This window comes from Streptosporangium sp. NPDC020072 (assembly GCF_040631445.1).
Lineage (GTDB): Bacteria > Actinomycetota > Actinomycetes > Streptosporangiales > Streptosporangiaceae > Streptosporangium.
The window spans coordinates 51,931-73,338 of sequence record NZ_JBEYAB010000023.1; the positions used below are offsets into that span (position 1 = coordinate 51,931).

A 21,408-nucleotide genomic window follows, 5' to 3' on the forward strand; every position below is an offset into this window, starting at 1 on the left:
CGAAGGGGCGGACACCGCCAGGATCACCGGGGGATCGCGCGACGAGGACGACGCCCGCCGAAGGCGGGATGAACTCTTCGTGGCCCGGAGAGGACATGCGTTTCCCTGCCAGGAACCGCGATTCCCCGCCACAGTTTCCGGATGCCCGTGTGAAGTCTCTCCGTCCATCCCAAATTCCAGGTGTCCGCCGCGCCTTTCGGTCACCCGCCGAGAAAGGGGGTTTCCGCCTCACCGGATCGACCACCCCTCGTACCGCACCGCCCACGGTCCGCGCTCCGGCGCCACTTCCGTCCCTCAGGCCACACCCGGACCACCACCGGAGGCGAAATCCATGAACATTAATCGAAGTGACGTTCCAAACCGTGGTTTCTAGGGTTCACTTGTTCCATGAGAAATAGTCAGACGGTTGTAGAACTGTCCACCGTCACACTGTCGGTCGGCTGACCGGATGTCCGCTTTCCGATCGGTGGTTGTCTTCGCCACGGATGGCGTGAGCACGTTCGACATCGGGGGGATAGGCGCGATCTTCGCCGACCGCCTCGAAGCCGAGCTTCCGCCGTTCGACTTCACGGTGTGCGCCGAGCGGCCTGGTCCGCTCCGCACCGACCTGGGCCTGTCGATGCACGTCGAGCACGGTATCGAACGCCTCGACAAGGCCGAACTGATCATCCTGATGCCGGGGTACGACACCCGCCCCGAACCCACCCCCGAGTTGGTCGCCGGACTGCGCGCGGCCAACCGGCGTGGCGCGATCATCGCCGCCTTCTGCACCGGCACCCACCTGCTGGCCGCGACCGGGTTGCTCGACGGACTGCGCGCGAGCACCCACTGGCACCTCCTGGATGACTTCGCCCAGGTCTATCCCAACGTCACCGTGACCGCCGACACCCTCTACATCGACGAGGGGCTGGTGATCACCGGCGCCGGGATCATCGCGGGCATCGACATGTGCCTGCACCTGCTACGCCGCGAACACGGCGCCGCCGTGGCCAACGTCGTCGCCCGCGCGTTGGTCGCCGCGCCGCACCGGGACGGCGACCAGGCCCAGGTCATCACCCGCTCGGTGCCCGGCGACGAGGACGCGCTGTTCGCCGGGGTCATCCACTGGGCCCGCAACAACCTGGACAGACCCCTGCTCGTCAACGACCTGGCCGCCCAGGCCCTGATGAGCCCGCGCACCTTCGCCCGCAAGTTCCGGGCCGCCATGGGCACGACGCCGCACTCCTGGCTGCTGGCCCAGCGGCTCAGCCGCGCCGAGGAGCTCCTCGAAACCACCGAACTGCGGATCGAGGAGATCGCCCGGCTCGTCGGATACAACTCCGTCGCGGTCTTCCGCGAGCAGTTCGCCAAACGGCGGGGCCTGTCACCCCGTGCCCACCGCCAGCGCTACAGCCGCAGCCCCGAACCGAGTTACCCCTCCATGGCGGCCGGCTGAGAACCACCTGACAGGGCGGGGGTCGATGGCGGCAGAACCCCCGCCTACCAGGGGCCCATGCAGTACATCCCATATATCCTACCAGGATAGTGGGTATGATGGACGCCGTGTCAGGATCTCCATCTGTCGTCATCGTGGGTGGTGGCGCGAGCGGCACCTTGGCCGCGGTCCATCTCCTCCGCCTGGCGCGGGCGCGTGCCATGCCACTGGAGATCATGTTGATCGACCAGTACGGCAGGCACGCGCAGGGCCAGGCCTACTCGACCACCGACCCCCGGCACCTGCTCAACGCCGCGACCGACAGGATGAGCGGGCTGGACGACGACCCGGGGCACCTGCTGCGCTGGGCCCGGGACAACGGGCTCGACGTCGACGGCTCCGGCTACCTGCCCCGGCAGGCCTACGGGCGCTACCTGCGCGACCTGCTGGCCGCCGCCGAGGACCGGCCCGTCCGGGTGGTGCGCCGGGTGACCGCCACGGCGACCGCCCTCCTCCAGTGCCCCGACGAGGGCCCCGACGTGCGGGTCCAGCTCTCCGGAGGCGGTCGGATCGGTGCCGACGCCGCCGTGCTCGCACTGGGCAACCGCCCCCAGGCCCCCTGGCCGAGGGTCGTGGACGCGGGCAGCCGCCGCTACGTCGCCGACCCGTGGGCCCCCGGCGCCCTGGCCAGGATCCGTGACGGCGCGCCGGTCCTCGTGGTGGGGACCGGGCTGACCATGGTGGACGTGGCCCTCACGGTGACCTCCGCGCACCCGGGCACGGTGGTGCACGCGCTGTCGCGGCACGCCCTGCTGCCCCTGCCCCATCCCTGCCCCGTGCCGCCCCCGGTCCAGGCGGCGATCCCCGAGGGACCGCTCGGCCTGGCCGCCCTGCTGCGCGCCGTACGGCTGGCCGTACGGGACAACGGGGGTGACTGGCCCGCGGTGGTCGACGGCCTGCGCCCGCGGACCCAGCGGCTGTGGGCGAACCTGAGCCCGGACGACCGGCGGCGCTTCCTCGACCTGGTCGCGCGCCACTGGGAGGTCCACCGGCACCGCATCCCTCCCGCGACGGCCGCCAGGATCGGCGAGTTGCGGGCGAACGGCAGGCTGCGGGTGCTCCGCGGCCGGCTGGTCCGGGCCACGACCGGCCCCGAGGGGATCAGCGCCCGGGTGAGCGCCGACGGCACCACCAGGCGGCTCGACGTCGGCTGGCTGGTCAACGCGACCGGCCCGGGAAGCGGCGTCGCCGGTGATCCCTTCCTGTCCCGACTGGTCGCCGACGGCGTGGTACGGCAGGACGCGCTGCGGCTCGGGATCGACGCCGATCCCCGCGGCGCCGTCCTCGACGCGACGGGCCGGCCGAGCGACCGGATCTTCACGCTGGGGCCGACGCTGCGCGGAACCCTCTACGAGACGACGGCCATCGCGGAGATCCGTGCCCAGGCCGCGGCCCTGGCCCCTCGCATCGCCGACGCTCTGGCCCTGGCCGTTCATCCACGGTGACCCTCAGGCCACCCAAAGCACACCTTGTGCACTTTCCTCACGCATAGTGTCATGAAGGCTACTCGTCCAACGGGCCGCCCTCCCAAGGACCGGGACGCTCATCGGCACGGGCGGACGCACGGCCCGGCGGAGCGCCTTCGAACAGGAAGGGAGCCAACGCCAATGACGGTGGCCCTGGACAAGAGCGTCGAGGACTTCATCACCAGCCCCCACCAACTGTTCATCGACGGCCAATGGGTCGACGCCGCGTCCGGCAGGACCTTCGCCACCCCGGACCCCGCCACCGGCCAGACCCTCGCGCACGTCGCCGAGGCCGACGCCGAGGACGTCGACCGGGCGGTACGCGCGGCCCGCAGGGCCTTCGAGCACGGCCCGTGGTCCAGGATGACCGCCTCCGAACGGGGACGGATCATCTGGCGGATCGGCGACCTGATCCTGGAGCACGCCGAGGAGCTGGCCCAGCTCGAATCCCTGGACAACGGCAAGCCCCTGTCCGTCGCGCGGGTCGCGGACGTCCCGCTGGCCGCCGACCTGTTCCACTACATGGCGGGCTGGGCCACCAAGATCGAGGGAAACACGATCGCCCTTTCGGTGCCGGGTTCGACCTTCCACGCCTACACCCTGCGCGAGCCGGTCGGTGTGGTCGCCCAGATCATCCCGTGGAACTTCCCGCTGCTGATGGCCGCCTGGAAGCTCGGCCCCGCCCTGGCCACCGGGAACGTGGTGATCCTCAAGCCCGCCGAGCAGACCCCGCTCTCGGCCCTGCGACTGGCCGAGCTGATCGCCGAGGCGGGGGTGCCGGACGGCGTGGTCAACGTCCTGCCCGGGTACGGCGAGACCGCAGGAGCGGCGCTGGCCGCCCACGACGGCGTGGACAAGGTCGCCTTCACCGGCTCGACCGAGGTCGGCAGGCTGATCGTCCACGCCGCGGCGGGCAACCTGAAGAAGGTCACCCTGGAGCTCGGCGGCAAGAGCCCCAACGTCGTCTTCGACGACGCCGACCCCGCCCTCGCCGTCCGGGGCGCGGCGAACGCGATCTTCTTCAACCACGGTCAGTGCTGCATCGCCGGGTCCCGGCTCTTCGTGCACCGCAGCCGGTTCGACGAGGTCGTCGAGGGGGTCGCCGAGATCGCCCGCGGCATCAGGCTCGGCCCCGGCCTCGACGCGGACACGCAGATGGGGCCGCTGGTCTCCGACGAGCAGCTGCGCCGGGTGACCGGCTACCTGGACTCGGGCCGCCAGGAGGGCGCCAGGACCGTGACCGGCGGCGACCGGCACGGCGACCAGGGCTACTTCGTCCAGCCGACCGTGATCACCGACGTGCGGCCGGAGATGCGGCTCGTCCGTGAGGAGATCTTCGGGCCCGTCGTGGTCGCCTCGCCCTTCTCCGACCTGGACGAGATCGCCGCCCAGGCCAACGACACCGTCTACGGGCTCGGGGCGGGCATCTGGACCCGTGACATCTCCAAGGCGCACGCCCTGGCAGGCCGGATCCGCGCGGGCACGGTCTGGATCAACTGCTACAACGTCTTCGACGCCGCCCTGCCGTTCGGCGGCTACAAGCAGTCGGGCTGGGGCCGCGAGATGGGTCACCAGGTCCTCGACGCCTACACCGAGGTCAAGTCGGTCTGCACCCAGCTCCACATCTGACCCCACCCCGGCGCGCCGGACACCTTCCGGAAGTCGCATTCGAGGGGCGGAGGGCCCTGACGGCAGGGCCCTCCGCGCGACGCTCAGGCCTGTCCGCTCAGCAGCGCGCCGATGTCGCTCTGGCGGTAGCGGCGTTGTCCGCTGGGGGTTCGCACCGAGGGGATGCGCCCGGTGAGGGCCCATCGGTTGACGGTCTTGGGGTCCACGCCGAAGATCCGGGCGACCTCGCCGGGGGTGAGGAGTTTTTCCGTGGTGTCGGGGCCGGTGGTGAAGGTGCCGTCGGGGGCGACGGCCTTGAGTGAGGGCATGGGGGGCTCTCTTTCAGTAGCGGCTGCGGTGCAGGATCTCGTCATGCCAGGCCAGGGCGTCGGCGAGCCGGTGCAGGGTCGTACGGCCGAGCACGTCCCTGGCTCCGGCCCTGCGCTGGTCGGGCCGCAGCGGTTCGTAGCGGACGGCCCACCACCGGGGCAGACCTGGCAGGTTCCGCTCCTCGTACCGCCAGGCCGGGTGGGTGCTGATGAGCAGGTCGATCAGGCGTCTCTCGTAGTCGGTCATGGTCGTCCTGGTTCGGAGGGCGGACAGGAACACGCTTCGCTCAGGCCGGGGCCGTGAGACCCGAGGACCTTCGTCCGGACCGGGTTGCCCGATCACTCAGGCCGTGAGCTCCACGGCCCTCGTCCGGGCCGTGAGGTCCGGGTTCAGGGCCTTGGCGGAGACGAGGAGGGGGCGGGTGCCCGGCCCCGAGCCGGGGAGCACGACGGCCGGGCACCCTGGAGGAGGACCGGCCCCACGAATGAGGCCGGTGCGCCAGACGACTCCCCCTTCCCCAACACGCCCTGCCATGTCCCGGGCGTGCGCGGGAGCCGTCCTGCGGAGGTGTGCGGCCCAGGTCCCTCCTACCTGAGCCGCACGCTTGAGGTACGGCGGGCAGCGGGTGGGATGAATTTCCACCGCCCGCCGTACCGGCTTCAAGAGCGCAGCAACCTGCGCAACGCCGTAGCCCGGCCTGAGACAACGGCCTGACCAGGGCATACGGCCTGAACGGCCCGGGAGAGCCGGACGGTCCTGGCCTGGAGGGCGCGGGCGACGGCCATGGCCCGGATGCTCGGCGGCACCGCCGGAGACACCTGGGCGGCCAGCTTGCGATCCAATTCCTCGGCCGACCCGGCCCGCACCAGCAGCACCTCCCCGAGCCCCGCCCTGCCGGGAAGAAAACGACGGTAGGCGCTCCACAGGCCGGTCGCCGAGTTGTGGAAGACGAGCCAGTCGGAGTGGACCCGCTGTACGGCGTCGCAACTCCGCCGCGCGATACCCGACGTCATGCCGCCCTCCCACCCGGCGAACGCCCTCCGGCGGACACCGTCTCCTCACCCGGCGAAGGCCGTCCCCCGGCAGGCACCGGTCCCTCGCCCGGCGAACGCCGTCCGCCAGCGGATGCCGTCTCCTCGCCCGGCGAACCCCGCTCCCCGCCGACCACCTCGTTCCGCGCCCCGGAGGGCGGACGACCGGCCCCACCCCTCCTACGCCGAACCGGCGCCGGGGAAGGCTTCGCCATGGGCGCCGCGAGCCTGATCGCCCGGATCATCTCGGCCTCCCGCATCCGCTCCTCCAGCCCGTCGCCGGTTGGGTCTTCGACGATGACCGGCCGGCGGCCCTCCCAGGCGGCGACGGCGTAGAAGGCGCGTCGTCCCAGGCTGTAGAGCACGGTCCATTCCGCCCAGGCCAGGTCGATCCGTTCGGCCTCTGCCCGCGCCGGGCCGTCCCACACCCGCCGATACACGGGGGCGTACGGCAGGCCGTCCCTGTGTCGTCCGGTCATGAGGTGACCTCCTCGACCAGGGCGGCGCGGGCGGTCTCCTCCTGCTCGGCCACGGCGGCCTGGATCTCGTCGAAGGTGTCGGCGTCCACGGCCGACTCGGCCCCGGCTCGTACGGCGGCGCGGGGGAAGAGGTGATTGCGGAAGGCCCAGAAGCGGCCCGCGTCGCTGATGATCAACCGCCAGCCCGGGATCACCGGACGGTTGGGGGTGTTGTGCATGATCTGGACCTCCGTGATCCGATCAGAGGCTCTTACCGACGAGGTGATCGCCAGACGGGCCTGCCCTGCGGAACAAGAAACAGCCGAAACCCGAACCGGCCGACAGGCCGTAGGAACATGAGGAACGCGACATCGGTCCCCGCGCCGGTACGGCCCGCCGCTCGCAGGCCGTACACCGTGATGGCCGGGCTGACGCACCCGCGTCCAGATGACCCCCGACCGGGGGACCCGAGGGAACGGACGCCGAACCCGCCGAGACAACGGCGGCCGGGCAGGCCGTACCGGCACGACAGAAACCGACTCCGGAACCGCACCCGGGTCACCACCGGCAACCGGCTCCACAGAACCGTCCGGTACGGCCTTCGCGGCCGGGGTCACCGCGAGCGCATCCGGCTCAGGAACAGGACAACCCTGACCAGGCGCCCGATCTGGCCCAACCACCTTCGCGGCCGGGACCAACGCGGGCGCCACCGGCTCAGGATCGGGATCGGGCCGACGCTGAGCGGGCAGCAACGGAATCACCTCGGCGGGCGCCACCTCCACCGGAGGCCGAGGAACCGGAAGAACCTGCGGGCCGTACGCACGACGGGCCTGAAGACGGGCGTTCATCAGCAGCCCGGACGGCTGCACGTACTCGTGCCCGTCCTGCTGCGAACAGCCGTGGGCATAGGGGGCATGCCCACACCGGGCACACCCCATCGGCAACGGCATGGCACCGTTGAAACAGCGGCACGTGTCCGAGCCGATGCCCGGAGCACTACTCTTGCTCACGTCAGGAGTTACCTTCCTGATCAAGGACCTGTTCCGGCGGCGCAACGCCGGGCAGGTCCGTTTTTTACGCTTCGGATGTTTTTGATCGCTTGTACGTTCGACTTCTTATCTGCACTCGTATCTACTCATGCAGATCCGTTACCAGCCGTAGTCATATGACACGGCGCGTGGATGCATCTCTACGTTCGTCTCGTGCATGACTACGAGCCCGATCGCCCGATCTGGATCCAGGTGGTCGAGATCCTGGAGAGCAGGATCCACAGCGGGGAGTACCAGCCTCGGCACCTGGTCCCATCGGAGGCGCAGATGGTGCAGGAGTTCGGCATCGCCAGGACCACGGCCCGCAAGGTGGTGGCCTACCTTCGCGATCAGGGGTTGGTCTACACGGTCCCCCAGATCGGAACCTTCGTCAGCTACCCCGGCCGGGAGAGCGGCTGAGGTGTGCTTGCCTCCCCTGATGCCCGGCTTTCCTCCATCAGGGGAGGACGTCTGACACCCCGGACGTACGGCTGACGGGGGTCGATCCATGCCTTCGTGCCATGATGACCTCACTCACAGTGGGTAACCTCGCGAATCCATAATGCGCGTGCTTACGGCACGACTGCAAGCCGAAAGCACGAGAATTTTCTCGCCGGACACGGCACACTGAGGTCATGCCAATGAAATCCCCCACCGTCCGGCATCGTCGTCTGGGCCGTGAACTGCGCAGACTCCGGGAAGAGGCTGAGCTCAGCACCGCTGAGGCCGCACTCCGACTCGGATGGTCGCTCAGCAAGGTTCATCGCGTCGAAGGTGGACGGATCATGGTCTCTGAGACGGACCTGGTTCACGCCTGTGATCTGTTCGGCGCAGACAGCTACACCAAAAGTGGGCTGATCCAGCTCGCCCGCGACGCCAACCGCCGTGGCTGGTGGACCGCCTACTCCGACGTTTTCACCGGTGGCTACGTCGCCCTGGAAGACGACGCTACCGCCATCCGCACCTGGGAAGCAGCCGTGATCCCGGGTCTGCTCCAAAGTGAGGACTACGCCCGCGAAGTCATCCGCGCCAGACATCCCAGCATTGAGGAAGGCGAGCTAAACCGGCGCGTGAGCGCTCGAATGGTCCGCAAAATCAACGTCGTCGGCCCGAAGGCCCTGACCCTACACGCGCTGATCGACGAGGCCGCCATCCGCCGTCCTGTGGGCTCGACCCAGATCATGGACCAGCAACTCGCCAGTCTTCTTGAGAACGCGAACCAACCGCACATCACCGTGCAGATCCTCCCGCTGGGCGCCGGAGCGCATCCGGGTATGGAAGGGCCTTTCTCTGTCCTGAGCTTCGATCCTCAGGACCCGGATGTTGGCTACACCGAAAGCCCTGCCGGAGAGGTGTACGTCGAAGCGGATCATCAGGTACGGGACCTTATCCTGCTCTTTGAGCGCCTTGCTGGCGCCTGCCTGTCCCCCGAGGAGTCTGCGGCGCTCATCGCCGCAGTGAGGAGCGAAACATGATCCCCCGCGACCTGACCGGCGCCGAGTTCCGCAAGTCCACCCTCAGCGGAGGCAACAACAACTGCGTGGAGGTCGCCACCAACCTCCCCAACCTGATCGCCGTCCGCGACAGCAAGAACCCTTCCGGCCCGGCCCTGGCGTTCACCCCCGCTCAGTGGCGCTCGTTCATCGGCCGCATCAACACCGGCACCTTCGACGCCTGATCCCCCTTCAAGGCCCTGGCACCGTACGGCGCCAGGGCCTTGTGCATGCCAGGTACAGCTCACACAGTGAAAGTCAGGACCCGCTCACCCAAAAGCGAGGAACCCCATGACCCCCAACCTGACCAGCGCCAAGTTCCGCAAGTCCACCCTCAGCGGCGCCAACGACAACTGCGTGGAGGTCGCCACCAACCTCCCCGGCCTGGTCGCCGTCCGCGACAGCAAAGACCCCTCCGGCCCGGCCCTGGCCTTCACCCCCACCCAGTGGCGCTCGTTCATCGGCCGCATCAACACCGGCACCTTCGACGCCTGATCCCCCTTCAAGGCCCTGGCACCGTACGGCGCCGGGGTCTTGTCTATGCCAGGGACAGCCCACAGATCACGGGCTGGGAAGGTCGCGCGGCGGGTTCACCACCAAGTCGCGCCTGGCGGTCGAGCAGGGCAGAGGCCCATGTCGGTCGTGGTGACGACAGGGCAGCGACTTGCCTCAGTTCGAGCCCGTTCCGGAGAGGGTCCGTGTGCCCCGCCTCGGGCCGGGCCCGGCCGCGTGTCCGCCCCGATCGCGTGCCCGCTGACAAGGCGTCGCCTCCCGCAGGAACCGCACCCGCATACGACAAGCTCGCGGGCCGCCACGGGGCCGCTGTCCTCGTAGCGGCCACCCTTGAGTGGCGGTGACCGGCTCATTCAGGGCGGCCCGTGGAGTCTTGGCGGTTCAGGCATTGATGGCATGTTCGACGAACTGGCCGCAGGCGCGGAATCCCAGGCGGCGGTAGACGGGTTCGCCGTCGGCCGACGCCTGCAGGACCGCGATGCGGTGGTCTCGCTCGCGGGCCGTACGGAGGGCCGCGAGCGTGATGGCTCCGCCGTAGCCACGCCGACGGTGGGCGGCCAGGGTGGAGATGTTGTAGATGCCGGCGACTCCCGCGTGGTGGAACACCTCGGCGGAGCAGACCGGGCGGTTCTCCACGTAGCCCACCAGGTACCGGGCCGGGCAGGTCGCGGCCAGCGCCTGCGAAGCGGCCCGGGCGAAGAAGTCGCGGACGGTTTCAGCGGGTGGATTCCAGTTGGCGGCGAGGACCGTGGCGTAGTCGGCGAGCTGTTCAGGCGTGGTCACCGTCCGGATGCCCAGTCCCGGGACGACGGGAGGCGGCAGGGTGTCGTCCAGCTCGGCCCACATCGCCGTCTCGCGTTCGGACACCGGCAGACCGGCCGCCGTCAGGCGGGCGGTGAGGTCTGCCGGTGTCGAGGCAGGGCCCACCCACCAGGAGAAACCGCGGCCGGTGCCGACCAGCGTCCCGACGGTCTCGGTGATGCGGGCCGTGGTGTCGGCGTCGGTGAAGCGGGCCGCCGCGACGATGTTGAACGTGTCGTCGTCCAGGCCGCTGTCCGCGACCAGGAGGTCACCGGTCTCTGCGACAGTTGCGTTGGGCATACTCCGGTGCAGATGACAGGCGTGTTCCGCCAGGTTCCGTTCCATCCTGTCCGCCAAGTCGGCTTCGTCAGGGACATAGTCATTCATAGCGGTGATCCCAGCACGACCGAGCGAAGACCGCATGCCACTTTAGGCAGTGCACGCTGACGACCAGCACTTTCGATACACGCTTTAGCCGTCCTCCGGGCGGGCTCCGAATTCGGTCTTGAGGTCCCGCAACTACTGCTGGGGCCATAGCGGATGAACTCACCGTTCAACTCGAATCCGAGCGGACCAGGCAAGCCCCTGACGCCGACACGGCGCCGGGACTTGCACGCGTTGAGGAGCATCCGCAGGCGCCGAGTTCCGCAAAAGCAACCTCAGCGGAGGCAACGACAACTGTGTGGAAGTCGCCACCGACCTCCCCGGCCTGATCGCCGTCCGAGACAGCAAAGACCCCTCCGGCCCGGCCCTGGCGTTCACGCCTGCCCATACGCCGGGCCGTACCCAAAGATGATCAACGCTCTGACCCGCACCTCTGCGCTACCGCCGGACTGCCGCAGAACTAGTCCGTCTCACCCACCTGACCTGGGACTTTACCCTCGGGGTCGCTGGGTTCGAAACTAGGCCGGGCCGTACGGGACGAAACTCACGTCGCTCATCGCTCTGAAGAGGCCCCGACTGGTGGGCTCGCCTATTTGCTCTCTTATTCGGCTGTTGTCAGTTCGGCGAGGTGGTGACCGTTTGATTGCCCAGGGGCGGTTTTTGTGGGCATTTCGTGCTTGGTGGTGGGTTTTAGGTGGGAACGGGGTGGATGGTGGTGAGTGGGGTGGGGCTGACGGGGAGTTGGGTTTTTGGTTGGCAGTTTTTATCGCATGACGTCCCTTAAAAAGGTTAAAGTCGCATCCTGATCGGTCAGACGAAAGGATGTATTCGTGGTATTACCGTTCAGTGGCGGCAAGTCCGGCACAAGCGGACATATCAGCAAGATTGCACCCACCCCTCCAGTGGAGCTCCTACTCGAGATCGCGACGCGTGCTCGCCTCGCTGCCTCCCCCCTCACCACCGACCTCAGATCCGACAGCGGCCTCTCCATCGAGGAAGCCATTGCGATCGTGTTGTCCCCGGCGCCCGTGACGCCGCTGCTGTCGGACCCGGAGCTGGCCGTCGTGGCCAAGGTCGCCGAGGACGACCCCGACTACGCCGAGACCCTGCGCGCCGGTATCGCCGCCTTCCGCGCCGACCTGGCCGAGCAGGCCGAGCAGATCGGTGACGCCCAGCTCAGCGCCCACCTGCTCGCCTCCGCCACCGCCGCCGCCGAATTCGACGCCGACGCCCACACGCTGCCCTTCCCGGAAGACGACGACATCGAGATCGTCATCGACGCCGTCAACCAGCAGGTCGCACAGGTCAACGACGCCCTCGCCGGCACCGCCACCGAGGTCCCCGCCCAGGTCGTCCACCAGACGATCCTGCGCACCCTACGCAGCGCCTCCCCGGCCGTACCGGTCCCGTCCCGCTCCGCCGACGCCGCGCCCCTGGTCCGCAGGGTGGAGGAAGCCGCCGCGATCACCCGGCTGTCCACCCGCGACAACCAGGCACAACAGGCGGCGGCCACGCTGACGCTGCGCCTCTACTGGCAGGACGAGATGCTGCAGCAGGCACTCGACGCCCTGGCCCCGCCCCCGGCCGACACCGCCCCCACCAAATCCGTGCTCGTCACGGCGAGCCCGAACCCGGCCACGACGAACGCCGCCGCCCTCGTCACCGCCATCCACCTGGACTATCTCGCCTTCTCCCTCGGCGTCTCCCGAGGAATCGGCACCGCCTGCGCGCAACGCGTCGCCAAAACCCCGCCCGTCGCCGATCCGGTTTCCCAGGCCCCTCAGAAGGTCACGGATATCCCTCCGTGGGAGCGCCGCGAGAAGATCTTCAGTGGCGGCTTCCCTCACCTCACGAGCGTATACGACAACATGGAAGACGCCTCCTTCCTCGCCAACCACGTCTACAATCCCGCGACGAAAACGTGGCGTGAGCTCACTCCCAGGGAGAAGATCATCAGGAACTGGGGCGTCGCGGGCGCCCTGACCGGATGGGTCGGCGGATCCGCCGTCGGTGTGCTCCTCATCCCCGAAACCGGAGGAACCGCGCCGTTCATCCTCCAGTTCCAGGGCCTTGCCGCTGGAGCCAAGCACGGGATGAAGTTCGGCGAATGGGTCGCCGACACGTACTACCCCGAACTCCGCTGACGTGACACCCGGTTGAGCAGTCGGATGACGAGGTGACGCCGCTCCGTCATCCGACTGCTCGGCCGCTCGCGATGGAGCCTCATGCCTCCCCGGCTGATCGCCGTCCGAGCCCTCCGGCCCGGCCTTGGCCTGTCCGCCTGAGCCTTGCGGTACAGGGCGCGTATCAGGCGCTCATTGCTCCGCGCCTTTACGGGATGTAGGTAAGCTTGCCCTCGCTGTAGTACCGGACCTCTCCAACATTCAGCAGAATTGACGCGAGCGCTCCGGCCAGCACCTTCCCTCGCTGGTCAAGGTTCGCGATCTGCTCGGCGACAGCCGCCTCCGAGCGGTCGACATCGCCAAGTGCGACGATGGACTGGTAGTCACTGTTCCAGTCTCGCAATTGGTCCTGGAGCTCGGCGGGTATCCCGTCTCGATCGATTTCACCATCGGCGACATCTCTGATCGAAAAGTCAAGATAGTCGGCAGAAAGGACAAGATATCTCATTTGATGGGCCTAAAGAATCGATGGACTGGTACCCCGGTCGTCCTACCCCTGGAGAAGGTCTCCCAAAGGACTTCGACAACGCCTTCTCCTTCGCCAAGGAGTCCGGCCGGCTGGGTTGCGCCGCTATGCGGCTGCTTGATACTTGGGATCCTTGTAGAGCTTCGTAAGCTTCTTGTAGTGATCGGCGGCCCTCAGATTGTCCTTCTGCGCGTGCGCCATTGTCCATTTCATGGCGCTCTTGGCGGGGCAGTCGTCAGGACGGATGGTGCACGGTCATCGGCTCCTCCGCGACGTCGCCCGTCGTGTGGCGCAGTTGGGTGAAGGCGTGGTTCGCGTCGGCAATCGCCTCGGGTCGTACATCGTGTGCGGTCCGTCCGTCGGCGATCTTCTGCCAGTTGGTCGGGGCCAGTACGCGTTGGGCCGCGATCACCTGGGCGGCCTGTGGCGGCCCCGGACACCGGGGTCGAGGACGGCGGCCAACGCGTCCTCGTCGTCGAGCATGTGCTGCAGGAGCCGTCCCGCCAGGCTCGGGGTGGTGAACATCAGCCGATGGAACGCCACGACCTCGGGGTGGTCGTTGAGGCCGGTGACCGGCTCGAAGCGATCGAGACCGGCCAGGAAATGCCGGTGCAGCGCCGTCATCGGCGCGATCTCGGGGTGCCGGTCGCGGACCGCGGCGGCCGTCGCCGACCGGCCGGCCGCCCACGCGCGGCGGGTCGTCTACCTGTCCGCGCCGCACCGGACCCCGCACCCGTTCTTCCGGCAACCGAACCCGATGGCGGCGCTGCACGCCGAGATCGAGCGGCTCATCGCGGCCACCGGGCTCGACGCGACGATCGTCCGGCCGGGAATGTTCGCGTCGAACGCCCTGCTCTGGTGGTCCGCCGCGATCCGTGGCGAAGGCGTGGTCCGGTGGCCGTACGGCGCGGCGGAGACGGCCCCCATCGACGATCGGGACGTGGCCGAGGTCATCGCGCGGATCCTGCGCGAGGACGGGCACGCCGGTGGCGACTACGTCACCTCGACGGTGTCCGACCCCCTCGGAAGGCCCGCGCGAACCTTCCGCCAGTGGGTCGCCGACCACGCCGCGTCGTTCACCGGGGGCCCTGCGGCCGGGAGTCCCTCTCCCGCGATCTCACCAGGGCGGTGAAGGCCTCGACGGCGTCGACGACCGCCTCGAAGCGGAACGAGTGGTACAGGTCGAAGGCGTGGTTCCCGCCGCGCAACTCGACGTAGACGACGGGGGCGGCCGAGGTCTCGCGCAGGCGGTCGGCGAAGTGCCGGGCCTCGGCGACGGGCACGATCGGGTCAAGATCACCATGGGCCACGAGGAACGGCGGCGCGTCGGCGGTGATGTGGGCCAGCGGCGAGGACTCGGGCCCCTGGCCGAAGTAGGTGCCGTACCAGCCGTTCAGGTAGACGGCGCCGGACACGGAGGTGTCGGCGTCCTCGAAGCCCGGCTGGAAGGCGGGGTCGTTCTGGGTGAGCGCGGCCAGCGCCGCCATGTGCCCGCCCGCCGAGCTGCCCGCGACGAACAGCGTCGACGGGTCGGCGCCGTACTCGTGGGCGTGCTCGCGCACCCACGCGATGACCTTCTTGAGGTCGATCAGGTGATCCGGGTGCTGAGCCTGGGGCCGCAGCCGGTAGGTGGCGCTGACGCACACCCATCCCTGACCGGCCAGGTGGTGGAGCAGGGGAAGCGACTGGCTGTTCTTGCGTCCGCCGGAGTAGGTGCCGCCGTGCAGGTGGATCATGACGGGTGCGCCCTGCGGGCGCGAGCGGTGGTGGTAGACGTCGAGCAGGTTGCGCCGACCGGCGTCGCCGTACGAGAGGTCGGCCACGCGCCGGACGTCCAGGCGGCGCCGGAAGACGGGCAGGAACAGGACGCGCGCCAGCGGGGGACGGCGCCGCAGCCCTTCGGCGAGGTCGGCGTCGAGGGCGGCACGCCATCCGGTGCCCAGCCCCTGGTCCAGGGCGTGTTCCACCCGTGCCCGTTCCCCGAGCGCGCGACGGGCGACGACCGCGAGCCCGAGCGTGGTCACGGCGGCCAGGGCGACGACCGCCCACCCGCCTGCCGAGTCGATGTCGCCTTCGGCGAACGCCAGCGCCGTCGGGAGCAGCAGGAGCCAGAAGAAGGCCGCGAACGGCAGTTCGTTGGCGGCCAGGCCGAAGTAGTAGCTCACCCGGCCGAGCGGACGTGAGAACGGCACCGGCCGCAGTGCGAACAGCGTGCCGACCGCGACGAGCGTCACCGGGAACAGATAGCCGACGGGCACCGAACCTCCAAGCCTTTCCGCGCACCCCAGCCTCCCCGACCCGTCAGCGTCGCATCAACGACGGATCCGATAACGTCTTTTAACCCTGAACTAAATAATCCGGAGGCCGCCCGTGGAGATGCGAGAGATCGAGATCTTTCTGGTGGCGGCCGAGGAGCTGCACTTCAGCCGTACGGCCGAGCGGCTGGGCATCAGCCCGGCCCGCGTCAGCCAGACGATCAAAAAGCAGGAACGGCGCATCGGCGCGCCCCTGTTCGACCGCACCACCCGAGTCGTGCGCCTGTCCCCGCTCGGCGAGCAGCTGTACCAGGCGCTCAAGAGCGGCCACCGGCAGATCGAGCAGGGGATCGCGGCCGCTCAGGCCGCCGCCGACGGCACCGCGGGAACACTGACCCTCGGCACCACCGGTCCGTACTCCCTGCGGATCAAGAACGTTCTCGACCTGTTCCTGGCCCGCCACCCGGACGCCCGCCTCCAGCACCGCGAGATCCAGCCGGCCTCCCCCCTGGACCTGATCAAGTCGGGCGAGTTGGACGTGGCCTACCTGTGGCTGCCGATCCGCGAGCCCGAGCTGACCGTCGGACCGGTCTCGCACACCTCCGAGGTGATGCTGATGGTCTCCGCCGACCATCCCTACGCGGGACGGGACAGCATCTGCCTTGAGGATCTCGGCGACTGCGTCGTGGTCGAGGGCCAGTCGATCCCCCTCCACATGGAGGAGGTCTTCAACCCTCGGCACACCCCTTCCGGCCGCCCCGTCCGCCGCGGCCCCAAGGTCACCACCTGGCAGGAGGCACTCAGTGTCGTCTCCTCGGGCCAGGCCACCGCCGGGGTCACCGCCGAGGCGGTCGACTTCTACCCATGGCCCAGCCTGGCCTTCGTCCCCATCCGGGACGCCCCCCGCTCCCGGTGGGCCTTCGTCTGGCGTACCTCGGACGAGACTCCGCTCGTTCGCGCGTTCGTCAGAGCGGCCGCCGACGCCCTGCGACCGGTGGAGTGACGGGTCTCAGAGGGCGCCGGAGAAGGTGTCGCAGTCGGCGGGGGCTCCCGTTCGGTAGCCGGTGGTGAACCCACTTCATCCGTTGTTCGGCGCTGCCGTGTGTCCAGCCCTCGGGATCGACCCTGCCCTGGGTGCGCCGCTGGATCCTGTCGTCACCGACGGCCGCCGCGGCGTCCAGCGCCTCCTGGATGTCGGCGGCGGTGAACGGGCCGGTGTAGAAGCCGGTCTCGACGGCGTGCTTGGCCCACACCCCCGCGTAGCAGTCCGCCTGGAGCTCCAGCCTGACCGAGGCGCTCTCGGCCCCCCTGCGGTCGTCGCCGACCCGTCGTGAGGTGCCGATCAGGTTCTGCACGTGGTGACCGTACTCGTGGGCGATCACATACGCCTGGGCGAACGGACCTCCCCTGGCGCCGAAACGGCTCTCAAGGTCGCCGAAGAAGCCCAGGTCGAGATAGACGCGGCTGTCGGCCGGGCAGTAGAACGGGCCGACCGCCGAACTGGCCTGGCCGCATCCGGTGTTCACTCCCCCGGTGAACAGGATGGTCCTGGCGTTGCGGTAGGCGCCCTTGCCGCGTTCGGTGAACGCCTCACGCCAGTAGGCCTGCACGCTGTTGACCACGCCGACCACCCGGCACCTGTCCGACTGGTCGGCGTCGCTGCCCTTGCGGCACTCGGCGCCCAGGTCGGAGCCGGAGGTCGCGGGGCGCCGGGCCCCTCCGTCGCCACCGGCACCACCGTCACCACCGCCGAGCAGCGCCGCCGGGTCGATCCCGAAGAACAGCGCCGCCACCACCAGCACGATCACACCGACGACACCGCCGCCGACCATGAGCCCCCCGCCGGGGAACCCGCCGCCACCGCCGTCCTCGACCTGGGAGGCGTCGAGGTCCACGTCGTCGCGAAAGTCCATCGGAGCCGCTTTCTCTGGACGAGATCTGCGCGGCCCCATTGTCTTCCCGATCTCCACACCGAGAAAGCCTGCCAAGTCGTCGCCGCCTGTCGTTCAGGCGGACATCTCATTCAGGCGGATACCGAACCGGCGACACTACCCCGGTACGGCCAGGACTCCGGAGGCGGAACATGCCGTGTGCCGCACGGGTTCCCTACCCGGCGTGTTCGACCGCGGTCTTCGGGAGCGCGAGCATCACGAGTGCCGTGACCAGGTAGAGCGCGGCTGAGACGATCAGGACGAGGCCGAGCGCGTGGCCGTACTCGGGCAGCCTAGTTCTCCGGCGGCCGAGGCGGGAAACAGCCATGTCCTCTGACCTGACCGGCGCCCAGTTCCGCGAAAACAGCCTGAGCGACCGAAGCGGCAACTGCGTCGAGGTCTCGACGAGCCTCCCCGGCCTGGTCGCCGTCCGTGACAGCAAGGACCCCTTCGGCCCGGCCCTGGCGTTCGCCCCGCCCGGTGGAGCTCGTTCGTCGGCCGCGTAAGAACTGGCGCCTTCGACGCCTGATCACCCGTTCCCCCGCGAGACCCTGCCGATCCGTAATCGCCTGAAATGGCGGGGAAACCCGGGCGGCGGGCGGAGCGTCTGTCTTACGGTGAGGGGCCGTGGCGGAAGGGGTGGGCGAGTGGAGATCGAGCTGTCCAAGGCGGTCGAAGGGCTGCGTGACGAGTTGCTGGAGGCGGCGGTCACCGGAGCGGGCAGCCACATCGCGTTCGCGGTGGGGCCGATCGAGCTGGAGTTCGCCGTGGAGTTGAAGGCCGACGCCAAGGCCAAGGCCGGGTTCAAGGCCTGGGTCGTCTCCGCCGACGCCGAAGCGGGGGTGAGCCGGGCACGGACCCACACCGTTCGCGTCACGCTCACGCCCAAGCACCGCGATGGCGGTGACCTGCTGATCACCGACACCTCCGGGCAGATCGCCGGGCCGGGCGAGGTCGGCGGGCATCTGGGCCGCTGACTGTCCGGCTCTGGGCCGTGACTGTCCGGCCTGCTGTTCGACCGGTCCAGGGCCTCGGCGCCGATGCCGGGGCCTTCTGCGGAAGGGAGCGCGGGTGCAGCGTCAGCGGGTGGTCGCCGTCACCACCACCTCGGTGGCCGCGTCCGGGCGGGGGTCGGGGTATGTGGTCGGGCCGCGACTGGTGCTGACCTCCGCCCATGTGACCGGCCCGACCGGCTCGCCGGTGGAGGTGTTCCGTCCAGGGCATCCGCAGACCTACCTCGGGCGCGTGGTGTGGTCGGGCACACCAGGTGGGTGCGACGACGCCGCCCTGGTCGTCATCGACGACCCAGCCTGGAGACCGCCGTCGGGCCGGGCGGTGCGCTGGGGCCGCACCCTCACCTACCGGCCCGGCATCCCGTGCGAGAGTTGGGGGCTGCCCGCCCTGGTGCAGCGCGAGGGCCGTCCGGCTGATTTGCTGCAGCCCTCCGGGACCCTCAACCCCGGCGACCGCTACGTGGGCGACCGCTACGTCATGGCCGTGACCGGCACCGCCCCCGAAGCGCCGATGGACGGATCCTCGCCGTGGGCGGGCATGTCGGGGGCGGCGCTGTTCTGCGGGGACCTGCTGGCCGGGGTCGTCGCCGCCGATCCCGCAGGGCGCGGCCACGGCCATCTGGAGGCGGTGCCGGCCTACGTGCTGCACCACGACCCGGCCTTCCGCGCCGTGCTGGGCGAGCACAGCGCCATCGAGGAGCGGGAAGGGGTGGTGCTGGAGCCGATCGAGTTCCAGCACCTGGCCGAAGCGGCCGACCCCGCCGCAGTCGTCGTGCCCGGCGGGATCGGGGTCTCACCGGCGGGCCTGCTGCGGGCGCGCCGCCAGATCGTGCCCTTCCACGGCCGTCAGGACGTCCTGGCGCGACTGAACGCCTGGGCCGATCTGCCGGGGTTCGGGGCGCTTCTGCTGCACGGTGTGGGCGGGCAGGGCAAGACTCGCCTGGCCACCCACCTGGCCGGGCAACTGGCCGCCTCCGGGTGGGGCACGCTGTGGCTGCGCCCGAACGCCTCCCCTGCCGATCTGGCCGTGATCGCCGACACCGCCGCCGGGCTGCTGGTGGTCGTCGACTACGCCGAATCACGCACCGATCAGGTCACCGCCCTGCTGGAGGCCGCCACCCGCCTGGAGAGCCCCTGCCCGCTGAAGGTACTGCTGGTGGCCCGCACCGCCGGCTCGTGGTGGCACAGCCTCAAACGCGCCTCCTCCACCAACGGGGCTCTGCTGGAGCACGCTCCCCTCATCGACCTGCAGGCCCTGGAGCAGGACCCGGCAGAGCGCGGGCACGCCTACCGCCAGGCCGCGCTCGCCTTCGCCCACGCCCTGGAACAGTCCCCGGCCCTCGCCGAGGACTCGTCCCCCGCCGGGTCGGCCGGGGAGTCGTGGAGCGCCCTGGCCGCTGCCCTGCCCCTGCCGGCCGCGCTGGGCACGGCGCAGCGGGGGAATGCGCTGACCCTGCACATGAGCGCGCTGGCCGATCTGCTGGACGCCGCCACCGGCGCAACGGCTGTGGACGGCGGCCACGAGATGGGTCCAGCGGGGGCGGGGGTGGGGGCGGCCGAGGTGGAGGACCGGCTGCTGGAACACGAGGAGCGTTACTGGAGGTCCGCCGCGGTCGTCTTCGGTCTGTATGACCGTACCCGCGATGGGCTGGTGCTGCCTCAGGTCCTGACCGATGCCCTGGCCGCGGCCATCGCGCTGGGCGCCGCCGACCACTCCCAGGCCCTGGCACTGCTGGCCTGTGTCCCCGCGCTGGCCGAGCAGTCGACTGCCGAACGCCGTGAGCGGGTACGCGACTGGCTGGCCGCCCTCTACCCGCCGACCGACCCTCACCAGCCCTGGGGGACACTGCAGCCGGACCGAGTGGCCGAGCGTTTCATCGGCCGCCACCTGCCCGCCCGGCCCGGCCTGGCCGACCAACTGACCGTCGGCGCCGATACGGCCCAGGCAGTGCAGTTGCTGACCATCTACACCCGGGCGGCCAGCCACCGCGTCTTCGCCGGTGGCCTGGATGCGGGGTTGGCCGCGTTGTGCACGCGTCAGGCCGCGGTGCTGGTACCGGCGGCGATCGAGGTCGCTCCCCAGGCGGAGCGCCCGTCCCCGTTGCTGGACGCCCTGCAGCAGGTGCTGAACGTTCCCGACCTGCCGCACACCACCATGCGGACCTGGCATGACCACCTGCCGCAGCACAGCCAGATACTGGCCGGGTGGGCCGTCGACCTTACCGCCCGCCTGTCCACCTGGCACCGCGACTACCAGGACCTGCCCAACCTCGCGATGAGCCTGAACAACCTGTCGATCCGGCTAGGGGACCTGGGACGGCGCGAAGAAGGCCTGGCCGCCATCGAAGAAGCCACCACAATCCGCCGGAAACTAGCCCGGACACACCCAGACACCTACCTACCCGACCTCGCGGGGAGCCTGAACAATCTGTCGAATCGCCTGGGAGACCTGGGACGGCGCGAAGAAGCCCTGGCCGCCATCGAAGAAGCCACCACAATCCGCCGGAAACTAGCCCGGACACACCCAGACGCCCACCTACCCAACCTCGCCACGAGCCTGAACAACCTGTCGGTTGATCTGGGGAATCTAGGACGGCGCGAAGAAGCCCTGGCCGCCATCGAAGAAGCCACCACAATCCGCCGGAAGCTAGCCCGGACACACCCAGACGCCCACCTACCCGACCTCGCCATGAGCCTGAACAACCTGTCGGTTGATCTGGGGGGCCTGGGGCGGCGCGAAGAAGCCCTGGCCGCCATCGAAGAAGCCACCACAATCCGCCGGAAGCTGGTCCGGACACACCCGGACGCCCACCTACCCGACCTCGCCATGAGCCTGAGCAACCTGTCGGTCCGGCTGGGGGAGGTGGGGCGGCGCGAGGAAGCCCTGGCCGCCATCGAAGAAGCCACCACAATCCGCCGGAAGCTGGTCCGGACACACCCGGACGCCCACCTACCCGACCTCGCCATGAGCCTG

General features: G+C 69.6%; 25 protein-coding genes and 1 pseudogene. 14 read left to right on the plus strand and 12 right to left on the minus strand.

Annotation, left to right across the window (positions count from 1 at the left end):
• Positions 1-448 precede the first annotated feature (448 nt).
• The 3 genes from ABZ470_RS39060 (at position 449) to ABZ470_RS39070 (ending at position 4,569) form a co-directional block, all read left to right on the plus strand.
• A complete protein-coding gene (locus ABZ470_RS39060) occupies positions 449-1,435 on the plus strand; it encodes a helix-turn-helix domain-containing protein (RefSeq protein WP_362917925.1) in 987 nt (328 codons plus the stop codon).
• Positions 1,436-1,542: 107 nt separating this feature from the next.
• On the plus strand, positions 1,543-2,919 hold the full coding sequence (locus ABZ470_RS39065; RefSeq protein ID WP_362917927.1) for an FAD/NAD(P)-binding protein: 1,377 nt from the start codon (positions 1,543-1,545) through the stop codon (positions 2,917-2,919).
• 162 nt (positions 2,920-3,081) lie between these two features.
• Positions 3,082-4,569, plus strand: coding sequence for an aldehyde dehydrogenase family protein (locus ABZ470_RS39070; protein WP_362917929.1), 1,488 nt, complete (start codon positions 3,082-3,084; stop codon positions 4,567-4,569).
• An 83-nt stretch (positions 4,570-4,652) separates the two neighbouring features.
• On the opposite strand, the gene ABZ470_RS39075 is transcribed toward ABZ470_RS39070, so the two are convergent.
• The 5 genes from ABZ470_RS39075 to ABZ470_RS39095 form a co-directional block, all read right to left on the minus strand.
• Positions 4,653-4,877: a BldC family transcriptional regulator gene (locus ABZ470_RS39075; RefSeq protein ID WP_362917931.1), complete on the minus strand. Its 225-nt coding sequence runs from the start codon at positions 4,875-4,877 to the stop codon at positions 4,653-4,655.
• 13 nt (positions 4,878-4,890) lie between these two features.
• Positions 4,891-5,124 carry a hypothetical protein gene (locus tag ABZ470_RS39080; protein ID WP_362917934.1) on the minus strand — a complete coding sequence of 78 codons (234 nt, stop codon included), beginning with the start codon at positions 5,122-5,124 and terminating at the stop codon, positions 4,891-4,893.
• Positions 5,125-5,537: 413 nt separating this feature from the next.
• Positions 5,538-5,891 carry a hypothetical protein gene (locus tag ABZ470_RS39085; protein WP_362917936.1) on the minus strand — a complete coding sequence of 118 codons (354 nt, stop codon included), beginning with the start codon at positions 5,889-5,891 and terminating at the stop codon, positions 5,538-5,540.
• Positions 5,888-6,388 carry a hypothetical protein gene (locus ABZ470_RS39090; protein WP_362917938.1) on the minus strand — a complete coding sequence of 167 codons (501 nt, stop codon included), beginning with the start codon at positions 6,386-6,388 and terminating at the stop codon, positions 5,888-5,890. The genes ABZ470_RS39085 and ABZ470_RS39090 overlap by 4 nt, the downstream gene beginning before the upstream one ends.
• The gene (locus tag ABZ470_RS39095) at positions 6,385-6,606 is read right to left on the minus strand and encodes a hypothetical protein (protein WP_362917940.1); all 222 of its coding nucleotides are present in this window, start codon (positions 6,604-6,606) and stop codon (positions 6,385-6,387) included. The genes ABZ470_RS39090 and ABZ470_RS39095 overlap by 4 nt, the downstream gene beginning before the upstream one ends.
• A 963-nt stretch (positions 6,607-7,569) precedes the next feature.
• Here ABZ470_RS39095 and ABZ470_RS39100 point away from each other — a divergent pair.
• The 4 genes from ABZ470_RS39100 to ABZ470_RS39115 all read left to right on the plus strand — a co-directional run bounded on the left by ABZ470_RS39100 (position 7,570) and on the right by ABZ470_RS39115 (position 9,383).
• Complete coding sequence (locus ABZ470_RS39100) at positions 7,570-7,815, plus strand: winged helix-turn-helix domain-containing protein (RefSeq protein ID WP_362917942.1); 246 nt, start codon at positions 7,570-7,572, stop codon at positions 7,813-7,815.
• 221 nt (positions 7,816-8,036) lie between these two features.
• Positions 8,037-8,870: a DUF5753 domain-containing protein gene (locus tag ABZ470_RS39105; RefSeq protein ID WP_362917944.1), complete on the plus strand. Its 834-nt coding sequence runs from the start codon at positions 8,037-8,039 to the stop codon at positions 8,868-8,870.
• Positions 8,867-9,073, plus strand: coding sequence for a DUF397 domain-containing protein (locus ABZ470_RS39110; protein ID WP_362917946.1), 207 nt, complete (start codon positions 8,867-8,869; stop codon positions 9,071-9,073). Before ABZ470_RS39105 ends, ABZ470_RS39110 begins: the two co-directional genes overlap by 4 nt.
• 106 nt (positions 9,074-9,179) lie before the next feature.
• Positions 9,180-9,383, plus strand: a complete 204-nt coding sequence (locus ABZ470_RS39115; protein ID WP_362917948.1) for a DUF397 domain-containing protein — start codon at positions 9,180-9,182, stop codon at positions 9,381-9,383.
• A gap of 399 nt (positions 9,384-9,782) precedes the next feature.
• On the opposite strand, the gene ABZ470_RS39120 is transcribed toward ABZ470_RS39115, so the two are convergent.
• Positions 9,783-10,502 (minus strand): GNAT family N-acetyltransferase, encoded by a 720-nt coding sequence (locus ABZ470_RS39120; RefSeq protein WP_362917950.1) that lies wholly within the window; start codon positions 10,500-10,502, stop codon positions 9,783-9,785.
• Positions 10,503-10,851: 349 nt separating this feature from the next.
• Here ABZ470_RS39120 and ABZ470_RS39125 point away from each other — a divergent pair.
• Both ABZ470_RS39125 and ABZ470_RS39130 read left to right on the plus strand, forming a co-directional pair.
• A pseudogene (locus ABZ470_RS39125) lies at positions 10,852-10,998 on the plus strand (DUF397 domain-containing protein); the annotation flags it as partial.
• 490 nt (positions 10,999-11,488) lie between these two features.
• Positions 11,489-12,730, plus strand: coding sequence for a hypothetical protein (locus tag ABZ470_RS39130; RefSeq protein WP_362917952.1), 1,242 nt, complete (start codon positions 11,489-11,491; stop codon positions 12,728-12,730).
• 187 nt (positions 12,731-12,917) lie between these two features.
• Here the strand turns inward: ABZ470_RS39130 and ABZ470_RS39135 are convergent, their stop codons facing one another.
• From ABZ470_RS39135 to ABZ470_RS39145, 3 genes are all read right to left on the minus strand, one after another.
• On the minus strand, positions 12,918-13,217 hold the full coding sequence (locus ABZ470_RS39135) for a hypothetical protein (protein WP_362917954.1): 300 nt from the start codon (positions 13,215-13,217) through the stop codon (positions 12,918-12,920).
• A gap of 253 nt (positions 13,218-13,470) precedes the next feature.
• Positions 13,471-13,647: a hypothetical protein gene (locus ABZ470_RS39140; RefSeq protein WP_362917956.1), complete on the minus strand. Its 177-nt coding sequence runs from the start codon at positions 13,645-13,647 to the stop codon at positions 13,471-13,473.
• Positions 13,644-13,859, minus strand: coding sequence for a hypothetical protein (locus ABZ470_RS39145; RefSeq protein ID WP_362918022.1), 216 nt, complete (start codon positions 13,857-13,859; stop codon positions 13,644-13,646). Before ABZ470_RS39145 ends, ABZ470_RS39140 begins: the two co-directional genes overlap by 4 nt.
• On the opposite strand from ABZ470_RS39145, the gene ABZ470_RS39150 reads away from it, so the two are divergent.
• Positions 13,804-14,367: an NAD(P)H-binding protein gene (locus tag ABZ470_RS39150; protein WP_362918018.1), complete on the plus strand. Its 564-nt coding sequence runs from the start codon at positions 13,804-13,806 to the stop codon at positions 14,365-14,367. The two genes, ABZ470_RS39145 and ABZ470_RS39150, sit on opposite strands and share 56 nt — an antisense overlap.
• On the opposite strand, the gene ABZ470_RS39155 is transcribed toward ABZ470_RS39150, so the two are convergent.
• Positions 14,312-15,493 (minus strand): alpha/beta hydrolase, encoded by a 1,182-nt coding sequence (locus ABZ470_RS39155; protein WP_362917958.1) that lies wholly within the window; start codon positions 15,491-15,493, stop codon positions 14,312-14,314. The two genes, ABZ470_RS39150 and ABZ470_RS39155, sit on opposite strands and share 56 nt — an antisense overlap.
• A 118-nt stretch (positions 15,494-15,611) precedes the next feature.
• On the opposite strand from ABZ470_RS39155, the gene ABZ470_RS39160 reads away from it, so the two are divergent.
• Positions 15,612-16,493: a LysR family transcriptional regulator gene (locus ABZ470_RS39160; protein ID WP_362918020.1), complete on the plus strand. Its 882-nt coding sequence runs from the start codon at positions 15,612-15,614 to the stop codon at positions 16,491-16,493.
• Here ABZ470_RS39160 and ABZ470_RS39165 read toward each other — a convergent pair.
• Together ABZ470_RS39165 and ABZ470_RS39170 are read right to left on the minus strand one after the other, a co-directional pair.
• Positions 16,456-17,403, minus strand: coding sequence for a neutral zinc metallopeptidase (locus ABZ470_RS39165; RefSeq protein ID WP_362917960.1), 948 nt, complete (start codon positions 17,401-17,403; stop codon positions 16,456-16,458). The two genes, ABZ470_RS39160 and ABZ470_RS39165, sit on opposite strands and share 38 nt — an antisense overlap.
• Positions 17,404-17,596: 193 nt before the next feature.
• On the minus strand, positions 17,597-17,749 hold the full coding sequence (locus ABZ470_RS39170; RefSeq protein WP_362917962.1) for a hypothetical protein: 153 nt from the start codon (positions 17,747-17,749) through the stop codon (positions 17,597-17,599).
• Between ABZ470_RS39170 and ABZ470_RS39175 the strand changes: the two genes are divergently transcribed.
• The 3 genes from ABZ470_RS39175 to ABZ470_RS39185 all read left to right on the plus strand — a co-directional run.
• Positions 17,748-17,927, plus strand: coding sequence for a DUF397 domain-containing protein (locus ABZ470_RS39175; protein ID WP_362917964.1), 180 nt, complete (start codon positions 17,748-17,750; stop codon positions 17,925-17,927). The genes ABZ470_RS39170 and ABZ470_RS39175 overlap by 2 nt on opposite strands.
• 141 nt (positions 17,928-18,068) lie before the next feature.
• Entirely contained in the window at positions 18,069-18,398 is a 330-nt protein-coding gene (locus ABZ470_RS39180) for a trypco2 family protein (RefSeq protein WP_352015462.1), read from the plus strand.
• Positions 18,399-18,492: 94 nt separating this feature from the next.
• On the plus strand, positions 18,493-21,408 hold a 2,916-nt coding region (locus ABZ470_RS39185; protein ID WP_362917966.1), incomplete at its 3' end, for a tetratricopeptide repeat protein.

What these genes read in the sequence shown, in the direction of transcription:
- ABZ470_RS39135 (WP_362917954.1), bottom strand. Translation starts at nt 13,217, where the DNA reads ATGAGATATCTTGTCCTTTCTGCCGACTATCTTGACTTTTCGATCAGA.
- ABZ470_RS39060 (WP_362917925.1), top strand. Translation starts at nt 449, where the DNA reads ATGTCCGCTTTCCGATCGGTGGTTGTCTTCGCCACGGATGGCGTGAGC.
- ABZ470_RS39090 (WP_362917938.1), bottom strand. Translation starts at nt 6,388, where the DNA reads ATGACCGGACGACACAGGGACGGCCTGCCGTACGCCCCCGTGTATCGG.
- ABZ470_RS39105 (WP_362917944.1), top strand. Translation starts at nt 8,037, where the DNA reads ATGAAATCCCCCACCGTCCGGCATCGTCGTCTGGGCCGTGAACTGCGC.
- ABZ470_RS39110 (WP_362917946.1), top strand. Translation starts at nt 8,867, where the DNA reads ATGATCCCCCGCGACCTGACCGGCGCCGAGTTCCGCAAGTCCACCCTC.
- ABZ470_RS39085 (WP_362917936.1), bottom strand. Translation starts at nt 5,891, where the DNA reads ATGACGTCGGGTATCGCGCGGCGGAGTTGCGACGCCGTACAGCGGGTC.
- ABZ470_RS39070 (WP_362917929.1), top strand. Translation starts at nt 3,082, where the DNA reads ATGACGGTGGCCCTGGACAAGAGCGTCGAGGACTTCATCACCAGCCCC.
- ABZ470_RS39075 (WP_362917931.1), bottom strand. Translation starts at nt 4,877, where the DNA reads ATGCCCTCACTCAAGGCCGTCGCCCCCGACGGCACCTTCACCACCGGC.
- ABZ470_RS39170 (WP_362917962.1), bottom strand. Translation starts at nt 17,749, where the DNA reads ATGGCTGTTTCCCGCCTCGGCCGCCGGAGAACTAGGCTGCCCGAGTAC.
- ABZ470_RS39095 (WP_362917940.1), bottom strand. Translation starts at nt 6,606, where the DNA reads ATGCACAACACCCCCAACCGTCCGGTGATCCCGGGCTGGCGGTTGATC.
- ABZ470_RS39145 (WP_362918022.1), bottom strand. Translation starts at nt 13,859, where the DNA reads ATGACGGCGCTGCACCGGCATTTCCTGGCCGGTCTCGATCGCTTCGAG.
- ABZ470_RS39160 (WP_362918020.1), top strand. Translation starts at nt 15,612, where the DNA reads ATGCGAGAGATCGAGATCTTTCTGGTGGCGGCCGAGGAGCTGCACTTC.
- ABZ470_RS39115 (WP_362917948.1), top strand. Translation starts at nt 9,180, where the DNA reads ATGACCCCCAACCTGACCAGCGCCAAGTTCCGCAAGTCCACCCTCAGC.
- ABZ470_RS39165 (WP_362917960.1), bottom strand. Translation starts at nt 17,403, where the DNA reads ATGGACTTTCGCGACGACGTGGACCTCGACGCCTCCCAGGTCGAGGAC.
- ABZ470_RS39120 (WP_362917950.1), bottom strand. Translation starts at nt 10,502, where the DNA reads ATGCCCAACGCAACTGTCGCAGAGACCGGTGACCTCCTGGTCGCGGAC.
- ABZ470_RS39175 (WP_362917964.1), top strand. Translation starts at nt 17,748, where the DNA reads ATGTCCTCTGACCTGACCGGCGCCCAGTTCCGCGAAAACAGCCTGAGC.
- ABZ470_RS39080 (WP_362917934.1), bottom strand. Translation starts at nt 5,124, where the DNA reads ATGACCGACTACGAGAGACGCCTGATCGACCTGCTCATCAGCACCCAC.